The organism is Marinomonas profundi (assembly GCF_020694005.1).
GTDB lineage: Bacteria > Pseudomonadota > Gammaproteobacteria > Pseudomonadales > Marinomonadaceae > Marinomonas > Marinomonas profundi.
The window spans coordinates 1,380,509-1,395,431 of sequence record NZ_CP073013.1 but is presented as its reverse complement, the minus strand read 5'-3'; the positions used below and the strand labels follow the sequence as shown (position 1 = coordinate 1,395,431).

Sequence of the window (14,923 nt, the reverse complement as noted above, 5' to 3'; positions counted from 1 at the left end):
TGGCCGCATGATACTTGTTCTTTGATAGTGCTTGCTCGGCCGTAACAGGAGACGCTAATGAACTATCTAAAGAATGCCATTGCGGGTTTAGTACTGGGTGCCACAGCGCTAAGTTCTGCGAGCGCTTTGGCGGCGAATGGTTATGTGGGTATTGCCATGCCAACCAAGTCCTCTGCTCGCTGGATCACCGATGGTGATTCCATGGTAAAACTTTTCCAAGACGCAGGGTATAAAGTGGATCTGCAATACGCAGAAGATGAAATCCCCAACCAGTTATCTCAAATTGAAAACATGATCGTAAAAGGCGTTGATGTGTTAGTGATCGCCGCGATTGATGGCACGACATTGTCTAACGCATTAGAAAACGCCGATGCGGCTGGCATTAAAGTCATTTCCTATGATCGCCTGATTAAAAACAGCCCTTATGTGAGTTACTACGCGACGTTTGATAATTTCAAAGTCGGCGTGCTGCAAGCGAAATCGTTGGTGAGCGGCATGGAAAAAAGTGGTAAAGGCCCTTACAACGTAGAATTGTTTGGCGGTTCGCCAGACGATAATAACGCCTATTTCTTCTATAACGGCGCCATGTCTGTACTTCAGCCAATGATCGATTCTGGCAAGATAAACGTTGTGTCTGGTCAGATGGGCATGGACACAGTGGGCACGTTACGCTGGGATGGCGCTACTGCTCAAGCGCGTATGGATAACCTGCTTTCGGCGCATTACACCAACAAACAGATCGACGGTGTTTTGTCTCCCTATGACGGTATTTCGATTGGTATTTTGTCTTCTCTTAAAGGTGTCGGTTACGGCTCCGGTGACCTGCCTATGCCGGTTGTGAGTGGTCAAGACGCTGAAGTGCCATCGGTGAAATCTATTATCGCGGGTGAACAATACTCGACCATATTTAAAGATACGCGTGAATTGGCTAACGTCACCGTGGGTATGGTACAGGCGGTATTGAATGACGCTACACCGCAAATCAATGATACGACAACCTATGATAACGGTATAAAAGTTATTCCTAGCTACTTGCTTGAGCCTGTCACGGTGGATAAATCCAACTGGCAAGATGTGTTGCTAGGCAGTGGTTATTACACCAAGTCCCAAGTCGAATAAACGCACACGACTACTGTGCTAAACAAAGTTTCTATTGTCCTAATTCAACAATAATAAGCCAGCGTACGCATTACTCACTGTGTTGATACCGTGGTAGTGCGCACGCTAATGGGATGTTTTATGGAAAATATCATTTTGGAAATGCGCAGCATTACCAAGACCTTTCCTGGTGTAAAAGCCCTCGATTCGGTGAATCTGAAAGTTCGAGCCGGTGAAATTCACGCTTTAGTGGGTGAAAATGGTGCGGGTAAGTCGACCCTAATGAAGGTGTTGAGCGGGGTTTATCCACACGGAAGTTACGATGGCGATATTCTTTTTAATGGTGAGACCGTCGCGTTCTCGGGTATTAAGGGCAGCGAAGAAAAAGGCATCATTATTATTCACCAAGAACTAGCGCTCGTACCGCTGTTATCGATTGCTGAGAATTTGTTTTTAGGCAATGAAAATGTCGAAGGCGGCGTGATTAACTGGCCAAAAACCTTTTCTCGTACCTTAGACTTATTAGAAAAAGTCGGTTTGAAAAAAGAGTCACCCTCAACGTTAGTGGGTCAATTGGGTGTGGGCAAGCAGCAGCTGGTGGAAATTGCCAAAGCCCTTGCCAAAGACGTGAAACTATTGATTTTGGATGAGCCCACTGCGGCGCTACAAGAAAACGACAGCGCTAAGTTACTTGATTTGTTGCTGGAGCTGAAGGCTCAGGGCATTGCTTCTATTCTGATTACCCACAAATTGAACGAAATCAGCCGCGTAGCAGACAGCATTACGGTGATTCGTGATGGCGCGTCGGTCTCTACGTTGGATTGTCATGCTCAGAACATCAGTGAAGAAGACATTATTCGTGACATGGTGGGCCGAGATATGGCGCACCGCTATCCCGCCCGAGAAAAGCCTACGTCCGAAAACCAGCCCCGTGAAACGCTAATGGAAGTCAGTGGCTGGAACGTGTGGCACGCCGACGCGGCTGACCGCCAAATGATTCACGATATCGAGTTCAATGTTCACGCGGGCGAAATAGTCGGTATTGCGGGCTTAATGGGCTCAGGTCGAACTGAGTTAGCGATGAGTTTGTTTGGCCAAAGCTACGGTAAACACATTCAAGGGGAAGTGCGTTTACGCGGAGAAGTGGCGGATTTATCGACCGTACCAAAAGCCATCAAAAGCGGCTTGGCGTATGTCACCGAAGACCGTAAAGAGTTGGGCTTGATTCTGGAAGAAACCATTCAAATCAATACCACATTGGCGAATCTTCCGCGCGTTTCTTCATTTGGCGTGATTGACGGAAACATTGAACGCGGTGTCTCAGAAGACTATCGCAAAGCGCTCAATATCCGCACCCCAAGTGTGTTTCAAAAGGTGATGAACTTATCCGGCGGTAATCAACAAAAAGTGGTGCTGAGTAAGTGGCTGTATTCACAACCCGATGTGTTGATTTTAGATGAACCTACCCGCGGCATAGACGTGGGCGCTAAGTTTGAAATTTACAGCATTATCAACCAGCTCGCCGATGACGGCAAAGGCGTGGTAATGATTTCTTCAGAGATGCCAGAGTTACTTGGCATGTGTGATCGTATTTATGTGATGAACGAAGGTCGTTTGGTTGGCGAGTTAGACAAAGCCGACGCGAGCCAAGAGAAAATCATGTCCATGATAGTAAAAGCCTAGCGATAGCAATAATAACGGCGAGAATAATAGCGGGAGCACGAATAATGGCTACAACAAAAGAAACGTCCACTGAGGAGCAAGCCGCTCCTTCGGTTGTCAATTACTTAAAAACGCACATGCGTGATTATGGCATGTTGATCGCCCTGGTGGTCATCATGGGCATGTTTCAGTTTTTGACCGATGGCATCTTGATGCGTCCGGTTAACTTAACCAATTTATTTTTACAGAACAGCTACATCATCATTATGGCGATTGGCATGTTGCTGGTTATCGTCGCGGGGCACATCGATTTATCGGTCGGCTCGGTAGCGGGTTTTATCGGTGCGTTAGCGGCGGTCATGGCGGTGAATTATGACTTGCCGACCATTGTGGTCGTGCCTACGTGTCTGGTTGTCGGTTTGATTATCGGCGGTTTACAAGGTTATTGGATTGCCTACTGGAAGATCCCCGCGTTTATCGTCACCTTGGCAGGCATGTTGGTGTTTCGTGGTTTGACCTTGGCCTTACTAGAAGGCCAGTCTATTGGTCCTTTTCCGGAAAGTTTCCAATTATTAAGTACCGGTTTTATTCCTGATGTGTTCGGTGTGGGGCGTCCTAACGTAACCGCGCTTGTATTGGGTGTGTTAGCCGCCAGCGCGATTGTGTTTCTTGCGGCTCGCAGCCGGTTTCAAGCTTTGAAATACGGCATTCAAGACGAGCCTTTTTCGTTCTTTATTGTTAAGAACGCGTTGATCGCCGTGGCTATTATTTATTTGTCTTACATGTTGAGCACTTACCGTGGCTTACCGAATGTGTTGATGATCATGGCGGTGTTGATCGCGCTTTATACTTTTCTGACCAATAGCACGACCGTTGGCCGCCGTATTTATGCCTTAGGGGGCAATGTAAAGGCAGCGAAATTGTCGGGCATTAATACCGAACGTTTGACCTTTTTGACCTTTGCCAACATGGGCATGTTAGCCGCGCTGGCAGGGTTAATCTTTGCGGCACGCTTAAATACTGCCACGCCAAAAGCGGGTTTTGCCATGGAGTTAGACGTTATTGCGGCGGTCTTCATTGGTGGCGCCTCTATGTCTGGTGGTGTGGGTAAAGTCATCGGTGCGGTGATTGGTGCCTTCATCATGGGCGTGATGAATAACGGGATGTCGATATTGGGTATAGGAATAGATTGGCAGCAGGTTATTAAAGGCTTGGTCTTGCTCGCGGCGGTTATTTTCGACGTCTACAACAAACAAAAAGCGCGTTAAGGAGCGATTTATGTTGTTTTTATCTCAAATCAAACAAGGTGGTGTGGTGTGTCGTCAAGCTGAGGACGCTCGCCGAGTGAACAATGCGATTAGCGTATATGAATTGGCACAAGAAGCCGTTAAAAATGGCGTGTCGCTGACGTCTATTATTGAAAAACATGGCTTGGGCGAGTCAGTAAACTTGGCTGAATTAGCCCAGAATAACCAGCTAGACTGCCCAGTGCGTCACCCAGACCCAGCGCACATGTATTTGACGGGCACAGGCTTGACGCATTTAGGCTCCGCTGCAACGCGTAATGCCATGCACGCGAAAAGCGAAGAGCTGACGGATTCGATGAAGATTTTCCAAATGGGCGTGGAAGGCGGTAAACCTAAAGACGGTCAAGAAGGTGTTCAGCCAGAGTGGTTTTATAAAGGCAATGGCGCGGGCGTTGTGGCGCCGGGTGAGGCTTTGTCTTCGCCATCTTTTGCTTTGGATGGCGGTGAAGAGCCTGAAATCGCCGGTTTTTACTTAGTGGGTGAAGACGGCAAAGTGCATCGTCTGGGTTACACCTTGGCGAATGAATTTTCCGATCACGTCACAGAACGTCAAAACTATTTGTATCTGGCGCATTCGAAATTGCGTCCTGCGTCTTTTGGCCCTGAATTGCTGGTGGGCGAATTGCCCATGCACATCGATGGCCATTCACGTATCGAGCGTGGCGAGAAAACTCTATGGGAAAAAGGTTTTTTATCCGGCGAAGACAACATGTCACACACCTTTAAAAACCTAGAGCATCATCACTTTAAATATTCGATTTTCCGTCAGCCGGGTGATCTGCATGTGCATATGTTTGGCACCGCGACCTTGTCGTTTGCCGATGGCATTCAAGCGCAGGAAGGCGATGTGTTTGAAATTTCTTCGCCAACTTTTGGTTTGCCATTGCGAAATTCATTGGCAAAAGCGGATGAACTCGATACCGAGGTAACGCCGTTATGAATAAGGCAAACAGCATGAATAAGGTAAACAAGACAAACAGTGCCGTTTACCCAGATTTAAAAGATCGTTCGGTGTTTATCTCCGGTGGTGCAACCGGCATTGGCGCCGCCATTGTGGAAGCCTATGCCAAACAAGGCGCGAAAACCGCTTTTGTGGATTTGGATGAAAAAGCCGGCACGGCGCTTGCCAAACGTTTGACCAAAGACGGTTACGAGGTGCGCTTTGAGGTCTGTGATATTACGGATATTCAGGATTATCAACGCAAAATCCGCGCCGCCGCAGAGGTGTTTGGGCCAATTTCAGTGTTGATGAACAACGCCGCCAACGACGTACGGCATTCTTTGGAGTCGCTGACAGAAGAGCGTTTTGATGAACTGGTAGGCGTGAACATCAAGCACGCTATGTTTGCTGCGCAAGCGGTCGCGCCAATGATGCGTAAACTCGGCGGTGGCTCGATTATCAACTTTGGCTCCGTCGGCTGGATGATGGCAACCGCCGGTTATCCGACTTACGGCACCAGCAAAGCCGCGACGCATGGTTTAACTCGATCCCTTGCCCGTGATTTAGGTGGCTCAGGCATTCGGGTCAATACCTTGGTGCCGGGCTGGGTGATGACAGAAAAACAACTGCGCATGTGGGTCGATGACGCCGCCGAAGAAAAAATTAAACAAAGCCAATGCCTAACGGGCAAGGTGCTGCCTGAACACATCGCCAATATGGCGTTGTTTTTAGGCTCCGATGCGGCGGCCATGTGCTCGGCGCAGAACTTTATTGTTGATGGAGGTTGGGTATGAGTGATGCTGAGAAAAACAAGTTTGTACCAAAAGAATGGCCGCGCAAGTTGCGTTCAACCGAATGGTTTGGCGGTACCTCACGTGATCATATTTACCACCGCAGCTGGATGAAAAACCAAGGCTTACCGGCGGACTTATTTGATGGTCGCCCAGTGATTGGTATTTGCAATACTTGGTCGCAACTGACGCCTTGTAACGCCCATCTTCGCGATCTTGCCGACCGTGTTAAACACGGGATTTATGAAGCGGGTGGTTTGCCACTGGAATTTCCAGTGTTTTCGGTGGGCGAAAGTTCACTGCGTCCTACCGCCATGATGTATCGCAATATGGCGGCGATGGATGTGGAAGAAGCCTTGCGTGCCAATCCGCTTGATGGCGTTGTGTTGTTGGCAGGCTGTGATAAAACCACGCCCGCGTTGCTAATGGGCGCGTGCAGCGTTGATATTCCAGCGATTGTGGTGTCTGGTGGCCCGATGTTGAACGGTTATTTTAGAGGCGAACGTGTCGGTTCTGGCACCGCCTTATGGCAAATGTCGGAAGACATTAAAGCCGGTAAAATGACCCAAGAAGATTTCCTCGAAGCGGAGCAATCTATGTCGCGCTCGGCGGGGTCTTGTAACACCATGGGCACCGCTAGCACCATGGCGTCTATGGCGGAAGCCTTAGGCATGGCGCTGTCTGGTAACGCGGCGATTCCCGCGGTAGACAGCCGTCGTCGAGTCATGGCGCACCTGACTGGTCGTCGCATTGTTGACATGGTGAAAGACGATTTGAAACCGTCGGACATTTTGACTCGCCACGCCTTTGAAAACGCGATTCGTGTCAATGGCGCGATTGGTGGCTCCACCAATGCGGTGATTCATTTATTGGCCATTGCGGGTCGCGTTGGTGTGGACTTGTCTTTGGACGATTGGGACAAACTGGGCCAAGAAATCGCCACCATAGTGAACCTAATGCCATCGGGCAAATACTTGATGGAAGAGTTTTTCTACGCGGGTGGTTTGCCAGTGGTGATCAAGCATTTGGCGGAAGCCGGCAAGTTACATAAAAACGCGATTACCGTGTCTGGTGAGTCGATTTGGGACGAAGTCAAAGAGGTTCGTAATTGGAACCCAGATGTGATTTTACCGGTTGAAAAAGCCCTGACACAAAAAGGCGGTATTGTGGTCTTGAAAGGCAACCTTGCGCCACAAGGCGCGGTATTAAAACCTTCTGCTGCGTCGGCGCATTTATTGCAACACCGCGGCCGAGCCGTGGTGTTTGAAGACATTGATGACTACAAAGCCAAGATCAATGACGAGGCGTTGGACATCGATGAACACTGCGTCATGGTATTAAAAAACTGTGGGCCGAAAGGTTATCCAGGCATGGCGGAAGTGGGCAACATGGGTTTGCCGCCCAAGGTGCTGCGTAAAGGCATCAAAGACATGGTGCGCATTTCCGATGCGCGTATGTCGGGCACCGCTTACGGCACCGTGGTGTTGCACACTACGCCAGAAGCCGCCGCGGGTGGGCCGCTAGCCGTGGTTCAAAATGGCGACATGATTGAGCTAGACGTCGAAAACCGTCGTCTGCATCTGGATATTTCTGAAGAAGAAATGGCGACACGTTTAGCCAACTGGAAAAGTCATTTGGAGCCACCCAAAAGTGGTTACATCAAACTCTTCCACGACCACGTACAAGGCGCTGATACGGGGGCTGATTTTGACTTCTTAAAAGGCTGTCGTGGCGCCGCCGTACCGAAAGATAGTCATTAATAAATAGTTATTCGTAACTGTTCAGTGAAAAGACCAAATGGACTTGTTTAGAGGAAAACGCCGTGAATACCTCCCTGTAGGCTCGGTTTCGACATCCATGTCGCAAATGTTTCCTCTGCAATCAAGTCCTCTTCGGTCTGAAAAAATCGTACTGAATAGATACGTTTATTAATTGAACAAAGTAGAGAGGAGTGAGTATGTTAACGGGACAGCATTTTATTGCCGGTAAATGGGTAGAGGGCGACGCGACATTTTCTTCCGAGCCTTCTTCTGGACCTTCTTATGAATTTGCCGTGGGGCGAGTGTCCGATGTGGATGCCGCAGTGGCAGCGGCTGAGGCGGCTTTTGAGGAATTTGGTTATTCTTCTCGTGAAGACCGAGCGGCTTTTCTAAACGCCATTGCCGATGAAATTGATGTGTTAGGCGATCAAATTACCGAAGTCGGCGTGCAAGAAACCGGTTTGCCAGCGGCTCGTTTACAAGGCGAGCGCGGCCGCACCACGGGCCAGTTACGTTTGTTCGCTGAACGTATTGTGTCGGGCGAATATTTAGATCGTCGCTTCGATGAAGCTTTGCCAGATCGCGCGCCATTACCGCGTCCAGATATGTACATGGTACAACGCCCCATCGGCCCGGTTGCGGTGTTTGGTGCGTCTAACTTTCCGTTGGCGTTTTCAACCGCAGGTGGCGACACGGCGGCGGCTCTTGCCGCAGGTTGTCCGGTTGTGGTGAAAGGCCATTCTGCTCATCCGGGAACGGGCGAGCTTGTGGCGCAAGCGGTTGAAGCGGCGATAAAACGTTGCAAGATGCCTGCTGGGGTTTTTTCTTTGATCCAAGGCGGCAATCGTCAAGTGGGTCAGGCGTTAGTGCAGCACCCGTTGATTAAAGCGGTTGGCTTTACTGGCAGCTTGGCTGGCGGTCGCGCCTTGTTTGATTTGTGTGCCGCGCGCCCAGAACCGATTCCTTTCTTTGGCGAACTGGGCTCTGTCAATCCCATGTTTGTGATGCCAGAAGCACTAAAAAATCGAGCGCAAGAACTAGGCAAAGGTTGGGCTGGCTCTCTTACTATGGGCGCTGGGCAGTTTTGTACCAACCCAGGTATTGCGGTGATGCTAGACAACGCCGATTCACACGCCATGATAGCGGCGGCGAGTGCGGCCTTGTCAGACGTTTCCGCGCAAACCATGTTAACGGACGGCATTGCGGATGCGTATCGCTCTGGTGTCGCGGCGATAGAAAAAACCGGCATTCAGTCTGTGGTGCGTTCCGCCGACAGTCAAGATCGCACCGCCTTACCCAATTTATTCACGGTAACCGGGCAAGCGTGGTTGGATCATCCCACGTTACATCACGAAGTATTTGGCCCACTTGGCTTAGTGGTATTGGCAGACAGTGTTGAGCAAATGGTTGAACTGGCTCGTCATTTGGAAGGTCAGCTTACTTGTACGATTCACCTTGATGAAGGCGATTACGCGGCGTGTCAAAAACTTTTACCCGTGCTGGAACGCAAAGCAGGGCGTTTATTGGCAAATGGCTTTCCGACAGGGGTGGAAGTAAACGACACCATGGTGCATGGCGGCCCTTATCCAGCGTCAACAAACTTTGGTGCTACCTCAGTGGGAACCTTGTCGATTCGTCGCTTTTTGCGCCCCGTTTGTTATCAAAACATTCCAAAAGCCTTGTTACCTAAGGATCTTATTGGTTAATTTTTTAGTTGAAACACCCTAGGCGGGTTTTGAGCGAGTAGCGGGTTAAACCGGTTACTCGCTTTTTTTATAGGTCATTTGTGCTGGGTTTCTGTTCCAGCTCGGCGAGCACTAAGCGTTTGAGTTGGTTGGCCAATGGCGACAGCTGACGGCCGCGCATTTGCAATAAATAATACGGACTCATGACAATCTTGCGGTCTAATTTGAGCGCTTTGAGATCGGCTTTGACTTTATGGCCGACCAGCAAATCGCTCACTTCGCGGGCAATCGGTGCAATGGCGTTGGACGAGACAAGAATGGCGATTAAGGCCAATAAAGACGTGCTGTTGGTGATGCTTAATGGCAGCTCGGCGCGTTCTTCCATGAAGGCCGCTTCGACGGCTTCGCGTATGGGCGCTCGATGAGATTGCATCACCCATTCAAAGTGCGCTAGATCACGAATTTTGACGGTGTCTAAACTGGCCAATGGGTGGTCTTTTCGCACCATGAGCGTGACGGACTCGGTGCGAGCCGGATAAATTTCGAATTCGTTGGCATCGTATTGTTGGGGAATTCGCGCCAAAACAAAATCATTATGCCCCGCGACAAGGTCACGAACCAAAACATCACTGGTGTCGACATTGATGTCTATTTCCGCTCTGGGGGCGATCGCGCGTAACTGCTGGATGGCCGGAATCACAAAGCCCACCGCCGCGCCCGTTACGGCGCCTATGGCTGTGGTGCCACCGCCGCCTTCTTTTAGCTCACCTACTTCACGGGCAAGATCGCGCAATTCAACCAAAAGATTGTGCGCACGACGTGCCACCGCCTGACCAACCAAGGTTGGTTCCATGCCCTTGGCGTGACGAATAAACAAACGTGTGCCGATGGTTTGCTCAATTTCGCTCAACATACGCGACGCCGCAGGCTGTGTCATCGCCATTTCGTCAGCGGCAATGCCAAGTTGCCCATGCTCCGAAATGACCGAAATCAAACGTAACTGATTGAGTTTTAAATGCTTGGCCAGACCTATGTCCATATCGACCTCTGTTATTGTTTTTAAGAGGGATATTTTACTCTAATCTGAAGTATCGTATAAGCGCCCAGACAGATTTGGTTAGATCTATTTGGTTGAGAGTTCCTCGATTTCCCCCTATTCTCTTCAACCGTTCTGAGGATAAAAAATTTTAATAACCAAATGAGAGATTGTGGCATATCAATAAAAAAAGCAGTGAAAAAGGTGCCACATAGTATGATGGTTATGCATCCCATTCCCACTCACCCTGATAAGGAAATCAACGCATGAATGAACTGATTTTATACACCACAGAAGACGGAAAAAACCAGATTCAACTGCGGGCCGATAATGGCACAGTCTGGCTCAGTCAGCTGGACATGGCCGAGCTGTTTCTCACCTCGAAACAAAATGTAGCTAAGCATCTTAAAGCGATTTTTTTTGATGGGGAGTTGGTCCAAGAAGCAGTTGTAAACCAATGGTTGACAACTGCTTCTGATGGCAAAAAATATAAGGTTGTACACTACAACCTAGATGCTATTTTGGCCGTGGGTTATCGAGTGCGTTCGCCGCGTGGTGTGCAGTTTCGTCGCTGGGCCAGTACTTTTGATGAGGGAGTGCGGATTTTCTACACAGTGTGTAGAAAATTGACGCAATGCCGATTAAATCTAGGTCTAAAAAGGACTTAAACCATGGATAAACAATTACAAACCCTGCAAACCAACCTGGAAACTGCCGCTCAGCGCACCGACGCAGAGGGCATTGAATTCTGGTTTGCCCGCGACCTGCAAGGCCCTTTGGGTTATGCCCGCTGGGAGAATTTCCAAACGGCGATCAATCGCGCCATAGACTCTTGCGAAGCCAGTGGGCATGGGGCCTCAGATCATTTTCGTGGCGTCACGAAAATGATCGAATTGGGTAAGGGTGGGCAGCGCCCCGTTGATGATTTTATGCTCACTCGCTATGCCTGCTACCTCATTGCCCAGAATGGTGACGCACGCAAGCCCGAGATCGCTTTTGCCCAAAGCTATTTTGCCATTCAAACCCGCAAGCAGGAGTTGATTGAAGACCGTATGCGTTTGCAGGCGCGGCTGGAAGCCCGTGACAGGCTAAAAGAGTCCGAAAAAGCGCTGTCGCAAAATATCTACGAACGCGGGGTAGACGATGCCGGTTTTGGCCGTATTCGCTCACAAGGCGATAAAGCACTATTTGGCGGCCATACCACCCAAGCGATGAAAGACAGGTTTGGCATTGTCAAAAACCGTGCATTGGCCGATTTTTTACCGACGCTCACCATTGCCGCTAAAAACCTGGCGACCGAAATTACCAATCACAATGTTGAACGAGACAACTTGCAGGGCGAGCGGGCGATAACAGGTGAGCATGTTCAAAATAATGAAAGCGTGCGCGCTATGCTGGGGCAGCGAGGTATTAAGCCAGAGAAGTTAGCTGCTGAGGAAGATTTAAAAAAGCTAGAACGGCGGGTTAAATCCGAAGAAAAGAAACTGGCGAAGCAGACCCAAACCTAGTCGTCACATAATGAGAAAACTAAACCATGATCAATAAACAGATTCCTTCTGTCTCAGTCAACTACGCGGGTAATGGTAGTTCGAAAAAATCCAATGAGTTGGGTATGCGCGCCATGCAGGAGCGTGCCTATGAAAAACGCGGTGAGCAATATTTGTTGATTAAGTCGCCACCCGCTTCAGGCAAAAGCCGTGCGCTGATGTTTATCGCGCTGGATAAGCTTTACAACCAAAAGGTGAAAAAAGCGATTATTGTTGTACCAGAAAAATCCATTGGCGCGAGCTTTAACAATGAAGCATTGAGTCAATATGGTTTTTATTGGGATTGGGAAGTCGCGCCTAAGTGGAATTTGTGTAACGCGCCCGGCGAAGATGGCGGTAAGGTGAATTCCGTTAAAGCCTTTATGGACAGCGATGATCGGGTATCAGTATGAACACGGGCAAGCCAAGTTAGTGAGTCTTAAATAGTGCAGGGATCAAAAAAGCCTATTACACGCTTACCTGAAAAGGAGTTGGTGGCGCTGTTTGCCTTGATGATGTCGCTGACGGCGTTGAGTATGGACGCTATGTTGCCGGCGTTTCCTTTTATTGCGGAATCGTTAGCCATTGTCGATTATCAACAAACCCAGTGGATTGTCTCAGCGATGATTCTGGGGATGGTGTTTGGCGAGATTGTTTTTGGTCCTTTGTCGGACGCGATTGGCCGTAAAAAAAGCATTTTAATTGGCATCAGTATTTATGTTGCGGGTTCTGTGATTGCGCTTTTGGCGTCGTCTATTGAGATGTTTTTGCTGGGTCGGATGATTCAAGGTTTTGGCGTTGCTGGGCCAAAAATTGCCTCTCGCGCCTTGATTCGAGACTTGTACAAGGGCGCGGCGATGGCGCGCATTATGTCGTTTGTGATGATGGTGTTTATTTTGGTGCCCTTATTAGCGCCAAGTATTGGGCAGTTGGTATTGCAGGTAGCCGATTGGCCTTGGATTTTTGCCTTGTTAATTGCGCAAGCGTCAATTGCCGGAATCTGGTTGTTACTGCGTCAGCCGGAGACACTGTTAAAAGAAAACCGCATCCCGTTGAGTCGAAAACGCTTAATCGCCGATGTACGCGTCATTCTTGCTCGTCGTGATGTGATGGCGTTCACTGTGCTGCTGGGCTGTATTTTTGCTGGCTTGATACTGCATATTAGCACCGCGCAGTCTCTTTTCCAGGATGTATACGACACGGGTGAGCGTTTTCCTTTGTTCTTTGCCATGCTGGCGATTGGCTCTGCTATTATCAATTTCTCAAACGGTAAAATTGTGCTGCGGGTAGGCATGCTGCGTTGTGTGATTGGCGCTTTAGCTGTCTTGCTGAGTACGTCTTTTGTGCTGCTTTTAGTGACCTTGTATTTTGATGGTGTGCCGCCTTTTGCGCTGTTTATGGGCTTGGGCATGGTGATGTTTTCATGCTTTGGTATGGTGTTCGGCAATGTGAATGCCATGGCGATGGAGCCGTTAGGGAATATGGCAGGGCTTGGCGCCTCGCTGATTTCGTCGTTATCGAGCGTGATTGCCATTGTGCTGGCGACAATAGTAGGGCAGTTCTATGACTTCACCGTCACGCCGTTGGCGAGTGGCTTTGTCATTTTTTCCATCATTGCCTTGTTGATGCTGAGGTATGGCTACCAGTTTAGCCAGCGCCACGGTGAAGAATAAGGCTTTTCATCGCATAGTTTGTTTGGTGGAGGTGGGTGTCATCCTGTCTCCAGCAAAGTAGGTTAGAATATAGGCTCAGTTTTTTGTATGAGCACTTCTATGTCTTCTCAAGTACCCCAATCCGCCTCTTTAGCGAAGCAGCTTTTTTCCATGACGTGGCCGATGTTGTTTGGTGTGTTGTCGCTGATGAGCTTCCAGCTGGTGGACAGTGCTTTTATTGGGCAATTGGGGCTTTTGCCGCTGGCGGCGCAGGGTTTTACCTTGCCGATTCAGATGATTGTGATTGGTTTGCAAGTGGGTCTGGGCATTGCGACGACGGCGATTATTTCTCGCGCCTTGGGGGCGGGGAATACGCGGTATGCCAAGCAGCTTGGCGGCTTGATCTTGGTAATGGGCAGCGTGGGAATTGCTTTTTTTAGTGTGCTTATTTGGTTGTTACGTCACCCTATTTTGGCGTTATTGAGCGCGCCGGACTCTGTTTATCCTATCATTGATGCTTACTGGCCTCACTGGTTGCTGAGTGCTTGGGTCGGGGCGTTAATCTATTTTTATTACAGCATTTGTCGATCCAACGGCAATACCTTGTTGCCTGGCATTATGATGATAGTGACCAGCGTGTTGAACTTGGTGCTGGACCCTATTTTTATCTTTACGCTGGATCTTGGTTTGAATGGCGCGGCAATGGCGACCACGGTGGCGTTTGGTTTGGGCACCTTGATTGTTGCGCCGCAAGTGACGCGTAAACATTGGACAAGTTTTGATTGGCAAGATTTAAACATCGGCAAAAGCTTGGCGTCGATTGGCCATATTATGGGGCCAGCGATGATGAGTCAGTTGCTGCCGCCGGTTTCATCTATGTTGGCGACTAAACTGATTGCGGGCTTTGGTACGGCGGCGGTGGCGTCTTGGGCGCTGGGCTCGCGCTTTGAGTTTTTCTCGATTGTTGCTGTATTGGCGCTGACCATGTCGATGCCGCCCATGGTCGGGCGATTATTGGGCGAAGGGCGTTTGGACGATGTGCGTTATGTGGTGCGTTTGGCGTGTCGTTTTGTCTTATCCTTTCAATTGCTGATTGCTGTGATGACCTTTTTGGTTTCAGGTGCCTTGGCGAATTTAATGACCAGCGACCAAGAAGTTGCAGAGATTTTGCATTGGCATTTGATGATAGTGCCAGTGAGCCTTGGTTTGCTGGGCATTTGTATGTTGATGGTGTCTATCGCCAACGCCTTAGGAAAGCCCTATACCGCACTGGCTATTTCAGCCTTACGTTTGTTTGCCTTCTTCCTGCCTTGTTTGTGGATTGGTTCTGAAATTGCTGGGTTGAAAGGCTTATTCTTTGGCGTTTTGATCGGCAATGTTTTAGCGGGTTGGTGTGCTTGGAACATGTATCGCAAGGTGTTCACAAAAATAGAACTGAGTCTTTAGTTCATTGATGGTTAGTCGGC

13 protein-coding genes are annotated in these 14,923 nt (G+C 49.2%); 12 read left to right on the top strand and 1 reads right to left on the bottom strand.

Going from position 1 to position 14,923, the window contains the following annotated elements; translation table 11 throughout:
* Positions 1-57: 57 nt before the first annotated feature.
* The 7 genes from chvE (at position 58) to J8N69_RS06555 (ending at position 9,264) form a co-directional block, all read left to right on the top strand.
* Entirely contained in the window at positions 58-1,119 is a 1,062-nt protein-coding gene (gene chvE, locus J8N69_RS06585; protein ID WP_168826384.1) for a multiple monosaccharide ABC transporter substrate-binding protein, read from the top strand.
* 120 nt (positions 1,120-1,239) lie between these two features.
* The gene (mmsA, locus tag J8N69_RS06580; RefSeq protein ID WP_168826382.1) at positions 1,240-2,781 is read left to right on the top strand and encodes a multiple monosaccharide ABC transporter ATP-binding protein; all 1,542 of its coding nucleotides are present in this window, start codon (positions 1,240-1,242) and stop codon (positions 2,779-2,781) included.
* Positions 2,782-2,825: 44 nt separating this feature from the next.
* On the top strand, positions 2,826-4,028 hold the full coding sequence (gene mmsB / locus J8N69_RS06575; protein WP_168826380.1) for a multiple monosaccharide ABC transporter permease: 1,203 nt from the start codon (positions 2,826-2,828) through the stop codon (positions 4,026-4,028).
* 10 nt (positions 4,029-4,038) lie between these two features.
* Positions 4,039-5,007: an AraD1 family protein gene (gene araD1, locus J8N69_RS06570; RefSeq protein ID WP_168826378.1), complete on the top strand. Its 969-nt coding sequence runs from the start codon at positions 4,039-4,041 to the stop codon at positions 5,005-5,007.
* A 14-nt stretch (positions 5,008-5,021) separates the two neighbouring features.
* Positions 5,022-5,801 carry an SDR family NAD(P)-dependent oxidoreductase gene (locus J8N69_RS06565; RefSeq protein ID WP_168826376.1) on the top strand — a complete coding sequence of 260 codons (780 nt, stop codon included), beginning with the start codon at positions 5,022-5,024 and terminating at the stop codon, positions 5,799-5,801.
* Complete coding sequence (araD, locus tag J8N69_RS06560; RefSeq protein ID WP_168826374.1) at positions 5,798-7,558, top strand: L-arabinonate dehydratase; 1,761 nt, start codon at positions 5,798-5,800, stop codon at positions 7,556-7,558. The genes J8N69_RS06565 and araD overlap by 4 nt, the downstream gene beginning before the upstream one ends.
* Positions 7,559-7,755: 197 nt before the next feature.
* Positions 7,756-9,264, top strand: coding sequence for an aldehyde dehydrogenase (NADP(+)) (locus tag J8N69_RS06555; RefSeq protein ID WP_168826371.1), 1,509 nt, complete (start codon positions 7,756-7,758; stop codon positions 9,262-9,264).
* 67 nt (positions 9,265-9,331) lie between these two features.
* Here the strand turns inward: J8N69_RS06555 and J8N69_RS06550 are convergent, their stop codons facing one another.
* A complete protein-coding gene (locus tag J8N69_RS06550) occupies positions 9,332-10,282 on the bottom strand; it encodes a LysR family transcriptional regulator (RefSeq protein ID WP_168826369.1) in 951 nt (316 codons plus the stop codon).
* Between the two features lie 263 nt (positions 10,283-10,545).
* Between J8N69_RS06550 and J8N69_RS06545 the strand changes: the two genes are divergently transcribed.
* The 5 genes from J8N69_RS06545 to J8N69_RS06525 all read left to right on the top strand — a co-directional run bounded on the left by J8N69_RS06545 (position 10,546) and on the right by J8N69_RS06525 (position 14,903).
* The gene (locus J8N69_RS06545) at positions 10,546-10,947 is read left to right on the top strand and encodes a virulence RhuM family protein (protein WP_168826367.1); all 402 of its coding nucleotides are present in this window, start codon (positions 10,546-10,548) and stop codon (positions 10,945-10,947) included.
* A gap of 3 nt (positions 10,948-10,950) precedes the next feature.
* Positions 10,951-11,787, top strand: coding sequence for a DNA damage-inducible protein D (gene dinD / locus J8N69_RS06540; RefSeq protein ID WP_168826366.1), 837 nt, complete (start codon positions 10,951-10,953; stop codon positions 11,785-11,787).
* 26 nt (positions 11,788-11,813) lie between these two features.
* Positions 11,814-12,218 carry a DEAD/DEAH box helicase family protein gene (locus J8N69_RS06535; RefSeq protein WP_227804001.1) on the top strand — a complete coding sequence of 135 codons (405 nt, stop codon included), beginning with the start codon at positions 11,814-11,816 and terminating at the stop codon, positions 12,216-12,218.
* A gap of 33 nt (positions 12,219-12,251) precedes the next feature.
* Positions 12,252-13,478 (top strand): multidrug effflux MFS transporter, encoded by a 1,227-nt coding sequence (locus J8N69_RS06530; RefSeq protein WP_227804000.1) that lies wholly within the window; start codon positions 12,252-12,254, stop codon positions 13,476-13,478.
* Positions 13,479-13,577: 99 nt separating this feature from the next.
* Positions 13,578-14,903: an MATE family efflux transporter gene (locus J8N69_RS06525; protein ID WP_211085118.1), complete on the top strand. Its 1,326-nt coding sequence runs from the start codon at positions 13,578-13,580 to the stop codon at positions 14,901-14,903.
* The last annotated feature ends 20 nt before the right edge of the window (positions 14,904-14,923 follow it).